Origin of the sequence: Citricoccus muralis (assembly GCF_003386075.1) — a bacterium.
Classification (GTDB): domain Bacteria; phylum Actinomycetota; class Actinomycetes; order Actinomycetales; family Micrococcaceae; genus Citricoccus; species Citricoccus muralis.
Genome location: NZ_QREH01000001.1, coordinates 2,332,511 through 2,352,079, shown reverse-complemented (window position 1 = coordinate 2,352,079; position 19,569 = coordinate 2,332,511). Strand labels below are relative to the sequence as shown.

Annotated in this window: 19 protein-coding genes and 1 pseudogene; 8 read left to right on the top strand and 12 right to left on the bottom strand. The window is 63.7% G+C overall.

Annotation, left to right across the window (positions count from 1 at the left end; translation table 11 throughout):
- Positions 1-40: 40 nt before the first annotated feature.
- Together C8E99_RS10425 and C8E99_RS10420 are read left to right on the top strand one after the other, a co-directional pair.
- Positions 41-943 carry an enoyl-CoA hydratase-related protein gene (locus tag C8E99_RS10425; protein ID WP_211309025.1) on the top strand — a complete coding sequence of 301 codons (903 nt, stop codon included), beginning with the start codon at positions 41-43 and terminating at the stop codon, positions 941-943.
- A 31-nt stretch (positions 944-974) separates the two neighbouring features.
- Positions 975-1,829 carry an SDR family oxidoreductase gene (locus C8E99_RS10420; RefSeq protein ID WP_115932236.1) on the top strand — a complete coding sequence of 285 codons (855 nt, stop codon included), beginning with the start codon at positions 975-977 and terminating at the stop codon, positions 1,827-1,829.
- 7 nt (positions 1,830-1,836) lie between these two features.
- On the opposite strand, the gene C8E99_RS10415 is transcribed toward C8E99_RS10420, so the two are convergent.
- Positions 1,837-2,106 carry a DUF6480 family protein gene (locus tag C8E99_RS10415; RefSeq protein WP_115932235.1) on the bottom strand — a complete coding sequence of 90 codons (270 nt, stop codon included), beginning with the start codon at positions 2,104-2,106 and terminating at the stop codon, positions 1,837-1,839.
- 103 nt (positions 2,107-2,209) lie between these two features.
- Positions 2,210-3,076, bottom strand: a complete 867-nt coding sequence (locus tag C8E99_RS10410; protein ID WP_115932234.1) for a metal-dependent hydrolase — start codon at positions 3,074-3,076, stop codon at positions 2,210-2,212.
- A 199-nt stretch (positions 3,077-3,275) separates the two neighbouring features.
- On the opposite strand from C8E99_RS10410, the gene C8E99_RS10405 reads away from it, so the two are divergent.
- Positions 3,276-3,539 (top strand): hypothetical protein, encoded by a 264-nt coding sequence (locus C8E99_RS10405; protein ID WP_115932233.1) that lies wholly within the window; start codon positions 3,276-3,278, stop codon positions 3,537-3,539.
- A 48-nt stretch (positions 3,540-3,587) separates the two neighbouring features.
- On the opposite strand, the pseudogene C8E99_RS10400 reads toward C8E99_RS10405, so the two are convergent.
- The 5 genes and pseudogenes from C8E99_RS10400 to C8E99_RS10380 form a co-directional block, all read right to left on the bottom strand.
- Positions 3,588-3,877: pseudogene (locus tag C8E99_RS10400) on the bottom strand (DUF4287 domain-containing protein).
- An 80-nt stretch (positions 3,878-3,957) separates the two neighbouring features.
- The gene (locus tag C8E99_RS10395; protein WP_170144581.1) at positions 3,958-5,130 is read right to left on the bottom strand and encodes a GmrSD restriction endonuclease domain-containing protein; all 1,173 of its coding nucleotides are present in this window, start codon (positions 5,128-5,130) and stop codon (positions 3,958-3,960) included.
- A 200-nt stretch (positions 5,131-5,330) separates the two neighbouring features.
- Positions 5,331-6,869, bottom strand: a complete 1,539-nt coding sequence (locus C8E99_RS10390) for an IS1634 family transposase (RefSeq protein WP_484014364.1) — start codon at positions 6,867-6,869, stop codon at positions 5,331-5,333.
- A gap of 91 nt (positions 6,870-6,960) precedes the next feature.
- Entirely contained in the window at positions 6,961-7,380 is a 420-nt protein-coding gene (locus C8E99_RS10385) for a DUF262 domain-containing protein (RefSeq protein ID WP_115932231.1), read from the bottom strand.
- A 19-nt stretch (positions 7,381-7,399) separates the two neighbouring features.
- Positions 7,400-8,479, bottom strand: a complete 1,080-nt coding sequence (locus C8E99_RS10380) for an IS110 family RNA-guided transposase (protein ID WP_115932230.1) — start codon at positions 8,477-8,479, stop codon at positions 7,400-7,402.
- 407 nt (positions 8,480-8,886) lie between these two features.
- Here C8E99_RS10380 and C8E99_RS10375 point away from each other — a divergent pair, with 407 nt between their 5' ends.
- On the top strand, positions 8,887-10,140 hold the full coding sequence (locus C8E99_RS10375; protein WP_115932229.1) for an IS256 family transposase: 1,254 nt from the start codon (positions 8,887-8,889) through the stop codon (positions 10,138-10,140).
- Positions 10,141-10,155: 15 nt separating this feature from the next.
- Here the strand turns inward: C8E99_RS10375 and C8E99_RS10370 are convergent, their stop codons facing one another.
- The 5 genes from C8E99_RS10370 to C8E99_RS10350 all read right to left on the bottom strand — a co-directional run bounded on the left by C8E99_RS10370 (position 10,156) and on the right by C8E99_RS10350 (position 14,515).
- A complete protein-coding gene (locus C8E99_RS10370) occupies positions 10,156-10,584 on the bottom strand; it encodes a DUF262 domain-containing protein (protein ID WP_115932228.1) in 429 nt (142 codons plus the stop codon).
- A gap of 72 nt (positions 10,585-10,656) precedes the next feature.
- Positions 10,657-10,998: a hypothetical protein gene (locus tag C8E99_RS10365; RefSeq protein ID WP_115932227.1), complete on the bottom strand. Its 342-nt coding sequence runs from the start codon at positions 10,996-10,998 to the stop codon at positions 10,657-10,659.
- Between the two features lie 165 nt (positions 10,999-11,163).
- Positions 11,164-11,952: an Ltp family lipoprotein gene (locus tag C8E99_RS10360; RefSeq protein ID WP_115932226.1), complete on the bottom strand. Its 789-nt coding sequence runs from the start codon at positions 11,950-11,952 to the stop codon at positions 11,164-11,166.
- Positions 11,953-12,239: 287 nt separating this feature from the next.
- Entirely contained in the window at positions 12,240-13,325 is a 1,086-nt protein-coding gene (locus C8E99_RS10355) for a Fic family protein (RefSeq protein ID WP_115933401.1), read from the bottom strand.
- 341 nt (positions 13,326-13,666) lie between these two features.
- The gene (locus C8E99_RS10350) at positions 13,667-14,515 is read right to left on the bottom strand and encodes a phosphatidylinositol-specific phospholipase C/glycerophosphodiester phosphodiesterase family protein (RefSeq protein WP_115932225.1); all 849 of its coding nucleotides are present in this window, start codon (positions 14,513-14,515) and stop codon (positions 13,667-13,669) included.
- Between the two features lie 537 nt (positions 14,516-15,052).
- Here C8E99_RS10350 and C8E99_RS10345 point away from each other — a divergent pair.
- From C8E99_RS10345 to C8E99_RS15785, 4 genes are all read left to right on the top strand, one after another.
- A complete protein-coding gene (locus C8E99_RS10345) occupies positions 15,053-15,640 on the top strand; it encodes a recombinase family protein (RefSeq protein WP_115933400.1) in 588 nt (195 codons plus the stop codon).
- A 212-nt stretch (positions 15,641-15,852) separates the two neighbouring features.
- Positions 15,853-16,296, top strand: a complete 444-nt coding sequence (locus C8E99_RS10340) for a helix-turn-helix domain-containing protein (RefSeq protein WP_170144580.1) — start codon at positions 15,853-15,855, stop codon at positions 16,294-16,296.
- 47 nt (positions 16,297-16,343) lie between these two features.
- Positions 16,344-16,913 carry a PIN domain-containing protein gene (locus C8E99_RS10335; RefSeq protein ID WP_115932223.1) on the top strand — a complete coding sequence of 190 codons (570 nt, stop codon included), beginning with the start codon at positions 16,344-16,346 and terminating at the stop codon, positions 16,911-16,913.
- Between the two features lie 424 nt (positions 16,914-17,337).
- A complete protein-coding gene (locus C8E99_RS15785; protein WP_147301223.1) occupies positions 17,338-19,542 on the top strand; it encodes a coiled-coil domain-containing protein in 2,205 nt (734 codons plus the stop codon).
- Positions 19,543-19,569: the final 27 nt, after the last annotated feature.

Here is a 19,569-nt window from a genome sequence, read left to right as displayed (position 1 = left end):
GTGCCGATAGAGGACCTCCAGCCCTGAAGGAGCCGCGCCCATGGCCCAGGACCCGATGCAACACACCGGCCACGAGACCACCCAGGACGTCGTCGTCGAGCTGCAGGACGCCATCCTCACCATCACGCTCAACCGCCCCGCGAAGAAGAACGCGCTGACGGACCCCATGTACGGCCTGCTCGCCAACGCTATCGAACGAGCGGAGTCAGACCCGGACGTCCGGGTGGTCCTGCTCCGCGCGGAGGGCGACCTCTTCAGTGCCGGCAATGACATCGCAGACTTCAGCCGCCTGGCCGAGCAGATCGCCGGCGCCTCTGCCGACCAGACAGCCCCCGAGCCCTCCGGGGCCGCCACGACCGAGTCGACTGAGCCCACCGAGCCGGGCGGGCCGGCGTCGGCCATCACCGGACAGATGAACGTGTGGCGGTTCCTGCACGCGTTGGCGGCCTGCACCACGCCGATCGTCGCCGCGGTGCAGGGCAAGGCCGTGGGCGTGGGGACCACCATGCTGCTGCACGCGGACTACGTGGTGCTGGCGGAGGGGGCCCAACTGATCACCCCTTTCGTGGACTTGGCGCTCGTGCCGGAGGCCGCGTCCACCCTGCTGTTGCCCCAGCGCATCGGCCACGTGCGGGCCTTCGCGATGTTCGCGCTCGCCGAGCCGTTGGCCGCCGAGGACGCCGTGGCCACCGGCCTGGCGAACCGGGTGGTCCCGGCAGAGTCGTTGCAGGACACGGCGCGGCAGGTTGCCGAAGCGCTCGCCGCCAAGCCGGCGGGCTCGCTCACCGCCACCAAGCGCCTCATGCGGGACGCGGCGGCGCTGACGCGGGTGATGGACCGCGAGGTCGCCGAGTTCACCGACCGCCTGGCCGGTCCGGAGGCCCGCGAGGCCTTCGCTGCCTTCGCAGAGCGGCGCTCCCCGGACTTCTCGCCCTTCTCCTGACTCGCCTGACATCCAAACTGGAGGCCACCCCATGACCGAGAACACCGCCCGACCCGACTCCGAACGGTCCCTGGCCGGCCGCACCCTGCTGATATCCGGCGGCAGCCGGGGCATCGGCCTGGCCATCGCCCTGCGGGCCGCCCGGGACGGGGCGAACGTGGCCCTGCTGGCCAAGACCGCCGAGCCGCACCCGAAGCTCGAGGGCACCGTCCACACGGCAGCGGCCGCCATCGAAGAGGCTGGCGGGCGCGCCCTGGCCATTGTCGGGGATGTGCGCGACGACGGCTCGGTCGCCGACGCGGTGGCGCAGACGGCAGAGCGCTTCGGCGGGATTGACGTGGTGGTCAACAATGCCAGCGCCATTGACCTGTCCGGCACCGCCGAGCTGCCGATGAAGAAGTACGACCTGATGCAGGACATCAACACCCGGGGCTCGTTCCTGCTGGCCAAGACGGCGCTGCCCTGGCTGACAAAGTCCCGGGCCGCGCACATCCTGACGTTGAGCCCGCCGTTGAACCTCAACCCCCAGTGGGCGGGGCGGCACCTGGGCTACACGATCGCCAAATATGGGATGTCCCTGGTGACCCTCGGGCTGGCCGAAGAGTTGCGCGGGCAGGCTATCGCCGCGAACAGCCTATGGCCCCGGACCACTATCGCCACGGCCGCCGTGCGCAACCTGCTCGGCGGTGAAGAGATGGCCGCCCGGTCCCGCACCCCGGAGATCATGGCCGATGCCGCCTGGGAGATCCTCACGCGGGATCCGGTGGAGTGCTCCGGGAACTTCTTCCTGGATGACGAGGTGCTCGCCGAGGCCGGGATCATCGATCTCTCGGTCTACGGTGGCCCGGCGGAGACCCTGGAGCGGGACCTCTTCCTGGACGGCTGAGTGCCGGTCAGAACAGTCCGGCGATCGAGCCGATGATCCAGAAGACCACGAAGACGAGGACCAGTACCAGCAGGGCCACCAGCCAGACCTTGTTCATGACCCCCGCGCCACGCCGGTCCACGTCGAGCTCGTTGTTGGTGGGCTCGGGGCTGGCGCCCTCGGCGGGCGGGGTATCGCCGTCGATGCTGTGACCCGACGTCTCACGGGTGGCTTCGGCTGCGTTCTCGGGATTGCCCGGGGTCTCTTCGGGACCGGTTTCGGGATTGGTGTTGGCCACGGCTACCTGCCTCCTGCGGTCGGTTGCTCCGGGCGTGCGTAGGCACAGGCTAACAAGACCTCCGGCCCGCAGAGAGGGTGGATCTGCGGCGCCTTGAGGATGGTTACCACCGGGCGAGCAACTGGGCGCCCTCCGTGAAGACTCCCATGAGCGCCGCCACCATGCCGGTCACGGCCACCAGTGAGACCACCACGGCCACGGCCCACTCGCGCCGCGACCCGGTGGGTCCGAGGAGCGGTAGTTTCATCCGGCCGCCAGTACTCCACAGCACGCGGGTCAACGGCGTCCTCGGCAGGGTGCGTGGCGGCCGCAGCTTCAGGGGCCAGAACGGGTTGCATCCGCCGTCGGTCAGCATGTCTCCGGCGATATGGACCGCGACCCCCAGTGCCACCGCGAGGACGAACCAGAAACCCTGCTCCCCAGACCCGAGCGCCACCAGCGCGCCCAGCGGCACGGCGAGCAGCCAAGGCACCTTCCGTGCCCGGTCCGGCATGAACTTCAGGGCTTTCACCGCGAAGGAGGCCAGTAGTACGGTCCCGAGGCCGGCGCCAACCTGCACGGTGCCAGTGATGGTGGGCATGGCCAGCAGGGACAGCAGCCAGGCGATCAGGGTGAAGACGGCGAGGCCGAGCAGGGAGTGGGTGCCGTTGCGGTGACCGCCGGCCACCTTCCCGAGCAGGATGCACAGCCATTCGGAGACTGGTGGCAACGAGTGCGCGATCGAGGCGTGGCGATGGTCGGCATCCGGTAGCAGGGCAGCACCGGCGGTCACGATGGCGCCGGCCAGGATGCCGAGGTTCGTGATCCCCGGGAGCAGTCCGAAGCCTAGCGGGATTGTCTCAGGCACTACCAGCGCGGATTCCGGTCCGAAGAGCCCGACGCCGGCCAGCGGGCCGAGCGGGATCGCATAGTCTGCGGCGAGCAGCACCCAACCCGCCACCCCGGTGGCGGCATGGTGCGGTCCCATCATGGGCGTGAGTCCCCTTCCGGCAGACATGGAGGGGCCGCCGCGAAGGCTCCCCGGATGGTCAGCTATCCATCAGACCACAGCCCACGGACAGGCGAAGCATAGGCATACAAGGAGGCTATTGACGGCCGTCGAGTGGGTTGGTCGGCCACGTGACGTCGATCCGGAAGCTGACGGAGAGGAGCATGGGAGACTAGCGACCATGGCGGGCCACGAGACGACGACACTGCTGACCGAGGCACTCCAGATCCTCAAGGACACCGACGCTGATGACAGCAGGGTCAAAGCGCGGGGACGCCGCGCCCATGCCCGCGTCCTGGCCATGATCAACTTCGCCGACGAGACGGCACGGCTCAGACGCGAGCAGCGCATTGCCAACCTGCTGATGCTGGCCCGGATGAGCCACGATGACTCGGAGTGGGCTCTCGACGAGGCACGCAGCATGCTGCACGAGGAGAAGCTCTAGCCGACTGCCACGGCCGGTTGCCCGGTCGGGCCGAGCCGGTCACACGTATCAGGCGGGTTTGGTGGCCTTGCCGTCGAGCCAGAGCACGTCCGTCTCGTCCCGGTGCGAGCCGGCGGTTCCCACGTGCTTGGCATCGATCTGCGGGCCCTTCTTGATGACGTGGACCGGGCCATACCGTGTCCGCGGCCGAGCCCGTAGTCGGTCTTGAGCCAGTCGAGGATCTCGCCGGCCCTCACCGAGGCGTCGTTGTAACCACGGCTCTGCGCGATTTCGAGCAGTTGGCGCGGGGTGAGACCGGTTTTCTCCTCGATGGTGTCGAGGTAGGCCTGGAAGGACATGGAGGCTCCTGTGGTCGGTGTCCGCGGCCGGGTGGGCACCATTGTCTGCCATGCCGAAGCAGACGGCTACATCTTCGAGCCTATTCGGCTATGGGGAGGGTCGGGGGAAGCTGTCGCTGGGCAATGAATTCCGCCCTGACATTCATGAGGCGTTGGCCGTCTCTGATGGCCCAGAAGTACCATCCGTTGGTTGCGCGCTTTCGCAAGCTCTTGGCCGCGGCTGAGGGTGATGCGTAAGTCTTGCCTTGCACCTCTAATTTTCCGCCATCGAGGACCGTGGCTGTGGAGCCCGGGAAATCTCTGTGGGTGGAATGCAGGGTTTCGCCGACGGATAGCACTCCTGCGTCAATGAGGTGTCTTAGGTCGATACCCTCCACTGACTTGGCTTGTGGATCAACCACTGTCCCCTGATGCCCGTAGGGGGTGGGCCAGACCTGCAGCAACGTTCCAATGAGTTCGTCGGTCCGCCGGTCGATGAGTGTCTCATCCCATCCGCTGTTCTCCGTCTCGCTGAGGATGCGGCCCGTAAGCGTCAGGGTGTTGTGTTGCAGAAGCGCTTTGCGTTTGATGTCCCACGCAGCGTTGGAGACCTTGGAGTTGAGAGACTGCGTCAACAACGTGAGATTGCCCAGCCGATGCACTCGAGAAGATCGCGCCTCCACTTCTTCGGGCGTCCCTGCTGGCCAAGACTCTTGCCAAGACTGGGGCAGCACGTGCTCTATGGGCAGTCGATTGCGCTCTACTTGGGGCTGGTGAGTCTCCGACCGATAGAAGTTTTCGGCGGATTCGAGGATCATGCGCATACGCGCACGTGGATAACGCCGATACACAGATTCCGTGGCCAATGCGGAGCGGACTTCCATGTCCCCAGGCCAGTAGGTACTCGTGACATTCAACCGAGTCAGGTGGGTGGTGACCCGATCCACGAGGTCAGCATCGGCAGTGTTTTGGATGCTGCGGATGACCTCAGCGACGATGCGACCAAGATCAGAATTGGACAGGCGAAGAAGCTGCCGCCGGTAGACCCAGCTTTCCGTGCTGCGGATGATCTCTTCGGCTACAGCGGGCGGGATGTTCCTCAGTGGGTCTGTTAGGAACAAGAGGAGCGGCTTCAACAGTTCGACGCCACTGGCCCTCATCCGGTAGACCGCCATTTCAACTGCCGAAAGATGTCCGTCATTCTTGGCAGCTGCCTCGGTCCATGACTCATACATGTCGGCTTGGCGTCGAATCCGTGGAAGCAGATCCTTCATGGAATCACCAGTGTTATTGACGTATCTCTTGAAGGCACTGAACGTATTATGCGGACTGACTTCATCGCCCAACCGAGAAATGAGCCATTGGTTGAGGAACAAGGAGCTCCGGCCGACTTTTTGGCGCCCCACACTGACAGAGGATTCCCAGAACTTGGTCTCGAAGGGCCAGTCTCGCTCATACCCGACTTGGCTCATTCCTAGTGCCCTGATTTTTCAGGCAGGGTCTTGAGGATTTCCTTGGCTTCGGGGGTGAGGGCTGCGGGGATGGTGGCGATGGTCCCGTTGATCTCGACCAGGCCCTCTCGGAGGGGTTGGAGTGTCTTGATGATCCGGCGCAGGCTCATTCCGGTGGCCGTCTGGAGGTGTCGGCCTACGGCCAGGGCGCAGAACACAATGGTCAGGTGGGCCTCGATCGCATCCCGGGTGTGGTGGAAGATCGGGCGGGCCCGCAGGTCGGATTTGGCCATCCGGAATGAGGCCTCGACCTCGAACAGTGAGTGATAGGCAGCCACGACCTCGGCCCCGGAGAGTACCTTCATGCTGGTGTTCGTCACGTAGCCCTTGAGCCCGAAGAGCTGCTCGGCGGCCTTGGCCGCCTCATAGTCCACGGTCAGGGACTTTCGCTGGCCCGTGGTTAGGAACCGGGCCTTGCGCTGGGCCTTGCGTCCGGCGGCGATGTCCTCGGCCCGCTGGACCTGCAACGTGTGGTTGCGCCGGTCGCGGTGTTCGCGGGCCAGCCGGTACTGCCAGACCGCGCGCCGCTGTGAGGACTCGGTGCCCTTCTTTAGCTCAGTGGTGGTCTCGATGACCTGGCCATCGGCGAAGTGGTTGCCCGTCGTGGCGAACGTCTTGGCCAGGTCCATGGGGGCCTTGGCGTTCCTCGAGCCGACGATGTACTGGTATCCGGCCTCCTCCAGGGCCTGGATGTTCGCCCAGGAGAGCATGCCGGCATCAGCCACCACCAGCATGTCCTGCACCTGGTGGCGATCCCGGAAGGCGTCCAACACGGGGATCATGGTCCGGGTCTCGGCCTTGTTGCCCTCGAAGAAGTGCAGCTCCAGCGGGAACCCGTGCCGGTCGACCAGCAGTCCGACGAGGATCTGGGGGTCGATCCGGCGTTCTTTGGAGAACCCTGACTTGCGTAGTTCGTCTTCCTCGTCGGCCTCGAAATACAGGGTCGTCACGTCGTAGAGGCACACGCTGACCGCGCCACCGTCTGCGGCGAACCGGTAGGCCGCCGAGGAGAGCAGGTCCCGCCAGTTGTCAGGAACGCAGCGGGCCAGATGGCGCTTGAGCGTGGCATAGGAAGGCGCGTTCTCCACGTTCAGCTCGGCCAACACCCGCAGAGAGTCCAGCTTCGAGGTTGGTTCGATCACCCGGGCCAGCACCAGTTGCTTGAGGACCTCGTCGTTCACGGCGCCGGTGAATCCGATCCTCTCGTAGGCCTGCTCCAGCACTTCCCACAGCACCCTGGGTCGGGTCCCGTGCAGCACCAGCCCGCCACCGGCATCCACGCCTTTGGCGGGGGCCGTGGTGGTGTCATCGGTGTGCAGGTCGAGGTCGAAAGCCATCTGCCCGGCCTGGATTTTCTCCCGCGCCACCTGTTCCAGCGAGGCCAGGGTCACCTCGTCGTGGGCCGACCCGAGGTGTTCAAGGATCTCCCGCTTGCCGTGGCGCTTCTGCGCGATCTGCACCGCGGTCGCCCCGGAGCTCGTCTTCACCCGCCGGATGTACACCCTCAACAGCCTAGAACCACCCCGGCTAGTGCCCCACCCCGCGACCAAGAACCCCGGAATCACGCGGAACTATGAGCCCAAAGCGACCGAATCACCGAAGAGTGAGCCAAGTCGGGTCATATGCACTTTTGCTGTCCGCGCCTTCGCCTTCGAGGCGTTGGAATACGAAGTTGCGGACCAGATCGGCCGCGGTCAAGGGAGTGCCGCGGGCATTGAGTGTTTCGAAGATCTCTTGGGAGTCCTCGTCCGGGGTCAGATCGATCGAAACCAATTGGAGGCCGCCCTGGAGTACCTCGGCGAGGTGATCGGCACGCAGCGCGAACGCTGGGTCATTGGGCGAGCCAAGCCACTCTTCGGTCACACGTCGAAAGTACCGGTGTGCCCGAGCGATTCGTGATCCGTGGTTCACCAACTCGTCGTAAGACAGCGAAGGGTCTGCATTCATGACTTCGTCAAATGCTGCTCGGTCTTTGTTGAGATGCCTGACTTTGAGCGGGCAGTAGTGCCCCATAGAGACTCTTCTATGTCTGTCAAATGCTGCCGAGGCACGGTTTCGCGGCGGTGAGCGTCCTGTGGACGCGGCGGGCGAGGTAGCGCTTGAGGCATCGACGGGTTTCTCGGTCGGTACGGCCTTCTGCTCGCCGCTTCTCCACGTATTTCCGCGTTTCTGGGTCGTGGGTCATCCTGGTCAGAGCGACCATGTGGAGGGCATGGTTTAGTCTTCTATCTCCGCCTCGGTTCAGTCGGTGCCGGACGGTGTTGCCCGAGGAAGCGGGAATCGGATTGACGCCAGCCAGGGACGCATAGGCGGCCTCGTTGCGGACACGTCCCGGGTGGGACCAGACGGTGAGGCAGGTCGCGGCAGTGACAGGACCGAAGCCGGTTTCCTGCAGCAGGGGTGCGGCCGGGCTGATCTGCACCAGTTCGGCCAGCTGCTTCTCATTGGCTTTGAGCTGATCATCGAGTTCCCGGACGCGTTTGGCCAGCCGGATTGCCTCGGTACGGGCGATGGACAGGGAGAGCTCTTCCTCGCGGGCCCGCCACCGGGACACATCGGCGATCTGGGCACCAGAGAGGGCCTTGCGGGCGTCCAACCCCATGTCCTGAGTGCGCAGCAGTGCGGTGAGCGAGTTAACTGAGCGAGTGCGTTCGGTGCTCATGGCGTCGCGGGCGGTGACCAGGATCCGCAGGGCTTGGCGGACCCCCTCGTTCAATCTGGGCCGACGTAGCTTCTGTGTGGGCAACGGTAGCGCTGCCGCGGCGATGTGGTGCGCGTCGAGTTGGTCGGATTTGCCGACACCGCGACGTTTCTTCGCGTCTGTTCTTGGGGCCTCGGCCACCGGGTAGCCCGAGGTGGCGACGGTGCCGGCCAGGATGGCCCCGTAGGAGGCGGCGCCCTCGATCACCCACAGGACGTCAGCGTCGGCGTTGGTGCGGCGGGCCACCCAGGCGATGGCTCTGTTGATGCCGGCACCGGTCGTTGGGAAATCCTGGGTACCGATCAGCTCGCCGGTCGTGGCGGCCAGCACGGTGTAGACGTGGTTACGGGCGTGGGTATCAACCCCGACGACAAATGGGTGGGAATGCGCGACGATAGAAATGGCGGTCACGGCACCTTTCCGAAGTGATGGACATGGTCAACGGCCGCTGACGGCCGGTACCAGTCCGGGTAGTGGTCACTTCGGAACAGCACTGTGACGGGTCACGCGCGCAAAGACGCGGACAATCTTCTGATCAAGCTACCGAGGTGGGCCGGACAGGTGCCGGCCTCTCAACCCCTGCGATCGGACATTTCTCTACAAGGACAACCTAGCGGCGCCAGTGGTGTAATGAGTCACGATCAAGAGGAGCCGAAGGGCCGGTTCCTATCCTGCCAGCCAGTCCCAGACCAGCTACGACTAAGCCTCACAGTGGTGTAACGCCCGGTGGTCCGGCACGTCGATCCAGACGTAGACGCGGCCACCGGTGTGATCCTTCGAGTCAACCTTGCACAGAATCCTCGAAAGGAGTCACCACGGTGACCGCTCCTCATATTGTCGACCCTGCCGGCCTGCTCAGTGAAGCCCTGTCCGAGGCCTCCCCGGACATGATGCGCCACCTGCTGCAGACCGTGATCAACTCCCTGCTCTGCGCTGATGCCGACGCGGTGGTCGGGGCCGAGTGGGGCCAGCCCGCCACGACCCGCACCGCCCAGCGCAACGGCTACCGCCACCGCGAGCTGGACACCCGGGTCGGGACCATCGACGTGGCCATCCCCAAGCTGCGCTCTGGGACGTACTTCCCCGAGTGGCTGCTGGAACGGCGCAAGCGCGCCGAGTCGGCGTTGATCACCGTGGTGGCGGACTGCTACCTCGCCGGGGTCTCCACCCGCCGGATGGACAAACTCGTCAAGACCCTCGGGATCAACGCGCTGTCCAAGTCCCAGGTCTCGCGGATGGCCAAAGACCTCGACGAACAGGTCGAGGCCTTCCGCCACCGCCCCCTGGATACGGCCGGGCCGTTCACCTTCGTGGCCGCCGACGCGCTGACGATGAAGGTCCGCGAAGGAGGCCGCGTGGTCAACGCGGTCGCGCTGCTGGCCACCGGCGTCAACGGCGACGGCCACCGCGAGGTCCTCGGCCTGCGCGTGGCCACCAGCGAGACCGGGGCGGCCTGGAACGAGTTCTTCGCCGACCTCGTCGCCCGCGGCCTGGGAGGGGTCCGGCTGGTCACCTCCGACGCCCACACCGGGCTCAAGGACGCCATCGCCGCCAACCTGCCCGGCGCCGCGTGGCAGCGGTGCCGCACCCACTACGCGGCAAACCTGATGGGCATCACCCCGAAGAGCATGTGGCCGGCCGTCAAGGCCATGCTGCACTCGGTCTATGACCAGCCCGATGCCGCCGCGGTGAACGCCCAGTTCGACCGGCTCATCGACTACGTGGGCGAGAAGCTGCCCGCGGTGGCCGAGCACCTCGACGCCGCCCGGGCCGACATCCTGGCCTTCACCACCTTCCCCAAGGACGTCTGGACCCAGATCTGGTCCAACAACCCCCAGGAGCGGCTCAACCGCGAGATCCGACGCCGCACCGACTCCGTCGGCATCTTCCCCAACCGCAACGCCATCGTCCGGCTCGTCGGGGCCGTACTGGCCGAGCAGACCGACGAATGGGCCGAAGGACGCCGCTACCTCGGCCTCGAGGTCCTGAACCGCTGCCGCCTCACCCGCGTCGATGACACCGGAAACGAGGTGACCACCGAACCCGATACCGCACTCGAACTCAGCGCCTGACAACCCAACGATGGATCAGACCGTTACACCACTACTTGGGGCTTGACCGAGCGGACTCTCTCCGTGAGCGATGTAGTGGGACGGATTGTGGGTCAGGCCCTCCAGTTGCTGTGCTGGACTGTCCCAACCCGCGTCGCGCAGCAGTGCACTGGTGGCATCCATGAGTAGTTGCAGTGTCGTGAGGCGTTGCTGGCCGTCGACCACGTTCCAAACACCCATGTTGCCTGAGGCTGGCTCGGCAGCTTGTAGGACCACTGCACCCAGAAAATGGGAAACTGGCTTGAACGGGGTCCTCATGCGATTCTCGACCGTGCGGCGAATGTCCTGCCAGAGCGGAGCCCATTGTTCTTCTTCTTCCCAGACGTAAGGACGTTGGAACAATGGAATATTGAAGTGTTGGGGGAGGTTAAAGAGCTCCAGCGGGGTGCGTTTTCTCGTCTCCATCTGATGATCCTTTCACGATGCACAGTCACCGCGGGTCACTGCGCCAGAGCGCCTGAAGTCAATTGTCTAAAGTTAACTGATCATTTGTCGGTGCGAGGCGAATACGATCTCGCGAAACGCTGCTTCGAACTCTTCGAATGTGCTGAACCCAGACAGGCCCAGATACCGCAGCGTCCGCGTCGCGTCGGTCTGCTCGCTGGTCTCGCGCAGGTACCGGACCACAAGGTTCAAGAATCCCGCGAAGGCGATCAGCGCCACGAGGGCGAAGACCAGGGACGCGACGCAAAGGATGACGAAGAAGTTGAGTCCATAGCCTTCCATCCCGAAGTACCAGGGGACCACGGAGGCTGCTCCGCCCGTGACGATGGCGCCAATGGTTCCTACGGCAAACCAGCTGCCGACGCTGTCCGACATGGTGGAAGCACTTCCGATCTACGGAGCGTTGTGTGTGAGCGAGTGAGAAGAGGCAAGTGCGGCGACCTGGGCCACGGCACCGTTGGGGAGGAACGACGGCGGCCCCGCCGGGCCCGCTGTCAGCCGGCCCGGCGGGGAGGGCCCGGTCAAACCGGGCCACGCTGACTACAGGCCCGTCTGGCTCACACCATACTGAGCCTGCTCCGCTGTGAAGCCCTCAAAGATCAGCTGGTCGATCAGGCCGGCGCGGGAGAAGGCCGTGTAGTCCAGGTAGTTAGCGGCGGACTTGGCCGCCTGCTCGTTCCAATCGACCGTCACGCGGTCCACTGCCCACGTTGCATCTGCAGTTGAGTACTCCTCGAACTCCAGTTGACCGATGAGCCCGGTCCGGGAGAAGGCTGTGTAGTCGAGGTAGTCCTCGGCCGACCGCAGGGCGTTCTGCTGGCTCAGGCTGCCCCGTTCGGCTTCGGCCTCAGCCTCTGCGGCGGCTTGTGCCTCCGCTTCCGCAGCGGCTTCCTCGGCGGCACGGGCCTCCTCTTCTGCTTCGGCATCTTGCTCGGCTTTCTGAGAAGCCTCCGCCTCTTCGGCTGCTTTGGCCTCAGCTTCGGCCTTCTCGGACGCCTCAGCCTCCGCACTGGCCGATGCCTCGGCCTCCTGCGCCGCCTCGTCTTCTGCGGACGCGGTGGCCTCCGATAGCTGGACGTCCTCGGTTGCCGAAGGGGTGGCGGACGAGCTCGAGGTGGCAGCCGTCGGGTCGGTATCGCCACCACCGCATCCTGCAACGCCGGTGACGATGGACAGTGCCAAAACACCCGCGGGGAGGATGGCGCGCTTCTTCTTGTACCAGGGGCGTGTGTCCCGGGTAACTGCTCTGGTGGCCTTGCCGTTAGGCGGGGTACCGCCGGTGATGGGGTCCTGGGGGTATCCGTGAGGGGAGGGGTGGTTGTGAGACATGGAAAGGTCCTTCATGAGAATCGCGAGGGAAGCGATTGACGGTGCGAACCGGTGCCGCGGAGGGATTCCGCCGTGCCGGCTCTCCGGATCTGCCGGAACAGGGGCCGAGGGACTCATCCAGATGAGGGGATCGACCTGTGCTGGACCCTACGGATGGGGGTGGACGCGATAAGGAAGGATGCCACCGGCATGCGCACACCCGAGGGGTTTTTGTGCGCGAGGCGGGGACTAATGCTCACGGAATCGCTGTTTCGTGAGCATCTTCAATCAGATGGTCACAGAAGTGATCATCCGTCGCGTTCGAGGAGAACACCCACGATGCGGGGGGCAAGGTAGCGGCGACGGTAGGTGCTGTCCGGGTCGAGGACCTGCAGGACTCCCACATCCACGAGTTGGTCGATGATCTTGCGCGCTCCACCAGTGGAAAGTCCCAGCTCGCGAGCTGCGATCGCCGCCGTGAAGGTAGGTTGCGCGGTGGCCAGGTCGACCATGGCGTGGGCGCTTTCCGATCGGATGGTGGAGGACCGGACGGTGTCCTTCAGTTCGGCTTGGACAGCGCCGAGGCGCAGCATCTGCCGGTGGGTCGAGACCGCCGCCTGATCCAGTCCCTGGGCGAAGAACCGAAGGAAGGAATCCCAGTCGCCGTCGGTGCTGACGCGGAGCAGATGGTCGTAGTAGTCCGTTCGGCGGGCTTCGAACCAGGGGGAGACCGTCAGGGTCGGCTCGCGGAGCAATCCCAAGCCCAGCAGGTCCATGACGATGAGATACCGCCCCAAGCGCCCATTGCCGTCCCTGTAGGGATGGAGGGTCTCGAACTGGTAGTGGGCCATGCCGGCCTTGATGAGGGGATCAATCCTGCCGGTGTGGTCGGAGGCTTTCCACTTCATCAGCTCGTCCACGCCGGCGGCCAGCTGGTCACCCGGGGGAACGGGAACGAACCGGGCAGCCTCGATGGGAAGCGCACCTGGCTTCGCCCCTTCCTGCCTGCCGATGACGACCTGGCTGTGCCGAAGGCGGCCGGATTCCGCGTCGAGAGGCGTGCCTGACATCAGGACGTCCTGCAGCTCGTTGAGCAACGTCGTAGACAGGGAACGTCCCGTTGCCTGCGCTGCGTAGCCGTGGTTGGCCATGCGCACGTAGTTGAGGATCTCCCGCATCTCGGGAGTGGCCGCATGCTCGACGTCGGCAGTCACGACGTCGGACAGCGGTGCGTAGGTGCCCTCCAAGGCCGAGGTGCTCTGTGCTTCCTTGCGCAGTGTCGGCTGGCGGAGCAATTGTGGGTTGGGCAGGTGCCGTGCCGTGTTGTCCAAGGCGGCCAGTGCAGAGCGGGCGTTACCCAAGGACAGGACGGTGTCCATGGACAAATGTGGCATGGAGTCGGGGAGCCCATGGGGGAGGAAGGCCTTGTGCTCCCATGAACCCAGGGCAGGGTCGGAACGGCGAACGGTCACGAGATCGCCTGTCGCCTGTTTGCCGAAAAGTGTCAGATCCACATGCTCACACTACGGGCGTTTCGTGACCATGTCAGCTCTCAATGCTCACGAACCGGTCAATCTGTCATCATTGATCGCCTTGACGCGACACCACGGCTTCGATCGGCGACCCGCACTCGGGAAGGAGCAGTCCGGACTTATCCTCTCGGCCCCCGCCCCGCCCCGCCCTGCTTGGCGCCGGCCGGAGATTCACGAGCCAGGGTGGCGTCAGTTCATCCCGGTCAGCGGCCGAGGAACTCCTGGAGGCCGGCCAGGTCGTCGGTGTTGATGTGGTCCACGCCGGCGGCCTCGAGTTCCGCCCAGAGGTTCTCACGGGCCTGTCCGGCGATGTCGTTCGTGGCCCAGAACCGGACCCGGTAGCCGTCCGCGTGGGCCTGCTCCACGTACTCGTGCAGGCGCTCACGCTCCGCGGCCGGCACCTCGCCCATGCCCTGCCATGTGAACAGCTTGGTCCAGTTCTCGCTGATCAGCGGCATGAACTCCGCATCCATGCCGGAGCCGTGGTCCGCGGACCGGCCGTCGTAGGCGGAGTAGCGGGTATCGGCGGCCTGCATGTCCGCCAGCGGGCGGTTGCCACTGATGACGGCCTCGACCGCCCGGTCCTTGACCTGCCCGTTCTTGTAGCGGGTGACGAACTGCGAGTGCTCGGCGAGCTCGTCCTCGATCGCGGCCCAGGTGGCCGGGCCCTCGCTCTTGATGTCGATCAGGAGCTGGAAGTCTCCGTTGTAGCCGGGGTAGAGCTGCTTGCCGTTGGGCGAGACCAGCTCGGACAGCGGCTCGAGGTAGGCCTCCTCCAGGGTCGGGGCGTCATGGAGTTCCCAGGAGTCGTGGGCCACGAGCAGCTCGCCGTCCACGAGCCAGATATCCGCCTCCACGGAGGTGAAGCCGTGCTCCAGGGCGTCCAGCAGCGGACGCTCGTGCTCGTAGTCGTTGTGGGCGTGGGCCTGGGCCAGCGGGGTGCCTAGCGTGGTCTCGGGAGCGTCTGCGGTCGCTGGGGTGGCGGCGTGTGGGTTGGCCAACAGGAGCGCGACGGCGGCGCCGGAACCGAGGGTGCGGAGGAGGGACTTCATGGCGTGGGGACCTTCCGGTGGGAAACAGGACCCCTCGATCTTTTGCCGGTCGGGTATCCGCCACAGTGCCCCGCCGTGAATTTCAGCGGAACAAGGGGCGACGCGGTTTGGCACCCGGGACCAGTGGATGAGCAGCGGAGCGTCACCCACCATCGGCACCACGGTCGTGAAACCCCGCCAACGCGTCCCGACCTTTTGCGCGAGGCCGTGCGACGAGAAGACTCATAGCGGGGTCCACGTCGCCACCGTTGAAAGTGGTAGAGCGAAAGCTGCCCGTTGGGGTCAACGCCACCGACAAGACTGTTCCCAAATGCCGCCACGAAAGTGAACCCACTACAGCCGTTGGCCGGATCGGATTGTGGCGGTGCATCGCAGCCCATGGCTTTCGAGACGTCTCGCCGACCCCTTGCGATCCTCGATCTGCACTCCCGGAAATCCGGGGCCCGACCGGCCTCAAGAATTCTCATAACTATGTAGCGAAACCTAGGGTCTAGAATCGTGTCAACGGCGTTGGTTTCGAGACACTTTGGGGTGGTCATGGGAAAACTCATCGGGTACGCCCGGGTCTCGACCCGGCGACAGGACGCCGCCCGGCAGGTCGAGGACCTGGTCGCGGCCGGCGTCCGCCGGGATGACCTCTACGTGGACCACGGGGTGTCCGGTGCCCGAGCCTCCCGGCCGAAGTTCGACAAGGCAGTCGCCGCCCTGCAGGGCGGGGACACCCTGGTGATCACCACTCTGGACCGGTTGGGCCGGTCCACGCAGAACATGCTCGCCTTCGCTGAGATGCTCCGAGAGCGAGGGGCCGGGTTGCGGGTGTTAAATCTGGGTGGGGGAGACGTCGACACCCACACGCCGATGGGGTCCATGGTGTTCACGGTGATGGCCGCCCTGGCCCAGATGGAGTTGGAGATCAAGCGCGAACGCACCACCGACTCCGTGGCCAAGCGTCGGGCGGCCGGCCAGGACCTAGGCGGTCGTCCCCGGACGTTCACCGACTCCCAGATCCGCAGCGCCGCCCACCTGGTCAATTCCGGCCGGCCGGCCGCGCAGGTCGCCCGCGATCTGGGCATGTCCCGGGCCACCCTCTACCGACGCATCCGCGACTTGCCCGCTTCGGCCTAGTCCCCAGACTCGTGATCTTCATCTGATTGCCACTCCACCCCGCCATAGAGTGAAAGAGACCCGCATTGGCAAACTCGGACGCGGAAGGCCTTCCCTGCGGGGCATAGCGTGCGCTCATGTTCAGCCCGCACCCGATGCAAACTCATATTTCACTTATAAGTGAAGAAGATGTAGGGTGGGGGTAAGAAGAACGAATGGATGAAGGAGGAACGATGGCCGCCACAATGCTTACGCGGACGGACGTTCTGGTCACCGCTGAGGACCTCACGAGTGTTCGACATGAAGTTGAGTCCACTCCTGCTGGACTGGTCGGTTTTGCAGAGGTTATGAGCGACGGTTCCGTGCGTCGACTCCCTCCTGAACTCTCTAAGATCATCGACAAGGCACTGCGTGCTCTGGCAATTAATGGCAGCGTTACCGTGGCAACCCTGCCTGATGAGCTGACAAGCAATACTGCCGCCGACGTTCTTGGCGTTTCTCGGCCAACTCTCTTGAAACTCGCCAGAGACGGAGAAGTAGATTCTTTCAGCGTTGGCACCCACACTCGCTTCAAGAGAGACATCATCCTGGCCTTCAAGGCCAAGCGTGAAGCGGATCGTCGGGAATCTTTCGCTGAACTGCAGGAACTCGAGGATCAGTTAGACGGACTCGCCTAAGCCGTCAATCCACCATGCACGTTGGGTCATAGCTCAAACTAAGAGCTATGACCCAACGTGTTTTTCTTGATGCCAACGTGCTTTATAGCCGAACGCTTCGCGACTGGCTATTCAAACTGCGACTGGAGACCCGCGGTGGAATGTTCCAACTCCACACCACTTGGGACGTTATCGCAGAGACGAGCGCAAGACTCCGTGATAACCACCCAGAGGCGCCCAGCAGCTTGATCTCCGGACTAATGGAAAAAATTGAAATGTGTGTCGATGAGGTCATCACTGTCTATCCCGGTGGCCCCGTCGAAGGGATTGCAGACGCAGGAGATTGGCATGTGCATCACGCAGCAGAGGCCTGCAGGGCCGATGTACTCATAACCGAGGACGAAGGATTTAACTCGGATGACGCACACTACGAGGTCTATAGTTGCGACGAGTTTTTCCTGGAAGTGGGGCGCTCGGCACCTGATGTCGTTCAGAGCGTGGCGCAACAACAGGCATCCTACTGGGCGCAAAGAGGCGGCAAGCAACTGCCCGATGCGCTGCGCGATGCCAAATGTGGCCAGTTCGCTGAGGTGATTTTAAACCATCTCAAGGCATTGGCCGCAGCAGGACATCCGTAAGTCCCATGCATCAAGGAGTGGATCCCACTCTCTGACGCTCCCCGGGCGAGTTGACTGACGTCAGCGCTCAAATGTCTCCTAGACCCCTGTTTGAGATCGATAGATCCTTTCCAACGGCCAGACCGTGTCTGCGGTCCCGGCGGATCTTCCACCACATCACGGACGCGATCGAAGCCCCCGACCATTGAGCTGGTCTTGAACATCCTCGTCCCGGTCCGTGACAGCATCGTCGAGATCGACGGCCCTCGGATCACCTTCGCCGTCCAGCTCCCCCGCACAACCTCAAAAGTTCTGGCCACCCGCCAGCAGGCCGCACTACCATGAGCCTAGTCAGGACGCAATTGTGGGAGAGCCTGCGGCCTCCGATGACGGAGCCGGCATCGACGCAGGACCGGCGGCCAGCAGCCTTAGGAGGACGAACCGAATGAGCAGTGGTACGAGATTCAGCGAGCTTGAAGACCTCTTGTCGATGGTGAAACTGGCGCAAGAAGGCGGCACCATCGGAGAGCTAGTCAACGCTCAGAAGAGGGCACGGCATTTCCTGAACCGGCTTTCAGCTCTGCAATCGGCAACGCCAGCCATTGACACGGTTGTTCGGTTTGTACGCACGCCCATTACCCCGCCGAGACGCAAGCCTTCGGTGGAGGTAGGTCCCCCTGTCGAGGCGCGGCCGAACTCTCCGTCGACAGGTGAAGTCGATGGTCAGCGGCAATCTGCTCCGCCTAACTCGGCTGCGGTACCCACGCCGATAATCATGGCGAAGCGCCAACCAGCTCCTGTTCGTCCGGTTTCCCGAGACAATGCTCCGGCTCCTGCGCGATCTCCTCAAGCTTCCGAGAGCAAATATCAGGTTGATCCGCTTGAGGCGCGTACATATAGAACACTTATCAGGATCGGTCATGAGGGTCAGCAATTCACGGTTAGGGCGATCAACGAATGGCTCCAGGGGAAGGGGCTGGAGCTCAGGCTCGGCGAAGCGGGAGTTCACGAAAGTGGCGGCGTCTTCGCGTCGTCAACCTTTGCTGAAGATGACGACTCGAAGTTTCATCGGATTCGCCTGGTAGAGAAGTACCCGGATGTGCATTTCCATACTGAATTGATATGGAGCCAAGGGTCCGAGGAATGTTGGCTTTGGATTGACGTTAGTGCTGATGGGGACAAGTTTGCCTCTACCCCTCGGTTAGTGCGGCGATTGGTTGAATCACCGAACGGGCTCATTGCCGGATATCCGTTCGGGCTTGGATTCACGCGGATTTCGGATATTGACCGCATTCCTGATCTGGTCGAGTTCTTGGGGAGTGAACAGCGCGACTTGCCCGTGTTTGTTGCCGAGGTGGAGTCTGGCGGCGACTCTGGGAACCAGTTCCTACTCGATGCCAGGTCATGGGCGCGGGATACCGCAGGACTTGCCACCTTCATCGCTTTGGACGCCGACTCCGCGCGTGCCCTGAGGGAGGCCTTGCCAGCCCGCTTCACGCCACCTGAGGGAGCGGTGCGTACCTATCTGCCAGGGGTTGACTTTGAAAACCCTCAAGATGCACGACGCCATCGGATCCTCGGTGCTGACCGGATGGCCCGCGACAGTGCCACCAAGGTCGGTTTGCTGCTCGGTACGGTAGCTCGTCGGGTCTCCCAGCAAAGGCCCATCCCTGGGCGCGTGAGGGCGGCCCAGCGGTTGATCCAGCAGGCGGAGGATCGTCAGTTCCTGGAGGGTCTCTTCCCTTCTACAAAGACCGATGCAAACCAGCGAATCTCGGGGATCGACCATGCCGCCGATCACGCTGAGGCCGTCCTCCTCACCAATGAGGAGACCGCGAACGTTGCCGCACTCAAGGAAATGCTGGGGGTCAGTACGGTCACGGACGATTTCGTCCTGGAACTAGCTCAGAGCTTTGCCGAGCGGATCAAGCCCGAAAGTGTCATGGCGTTGCAGGACAAGATCCTGAAGCAAACCGCCTCGATCAGTGACTTCCAAGAGGAAAAGGATCTGCTTGAGGCCGAAATCCAAGAGATGAACAACGAATTCGAGGGTCTCGTCGAAGAGTCTGTCGCGATGCAGCGACGCATTGCGTCCCTCCAGCGAAAGCTCGCCATGGCCGGCAAGGCGCAAGAAGCCTACGAACAGGATGAACCCGTTGATGAATTCGCCCCGGAGGACTTCGCGGAACTAGTGGATCACCTCAGAGACCTGGAAAAAGAAGGTGTGGTCTTCACCGGTGATAAGGAAGATGTGCTCGCCGTTGACAGCTTTGGCAGGAACTCGGCCTCTATGGCTTGGAAAGCTCTTAAGGCTCTAGGGGGGTATCTCAGAGCCAAAGGGGACGGTGCATTCCAAGGGAACGTCCACCAATACCTAAACACGATCCCTCCCGGATACCCCGTGTATCCAGCAACGCGCCATGCTCCACGGGAGAGCGAAACAACGATGAAAATGTACGGCGACCTTAGACGGTTTGCCGTCCCTTCGACGGTTGATCCTGATGGATCGGTGACAATGCAGGCGCACTTCAAGCTACACAAGGCGGGGATGAAGTCGCCGCGGATTCACTACTGTGATGCCAGTTCCATGGATGGACGGATCTATGTTGGTTACATCGGCGAGCACCTTCGCGTCTCCAGTACCAATTAGGGAAGAACGGGCAGGTTGAAATAGCAG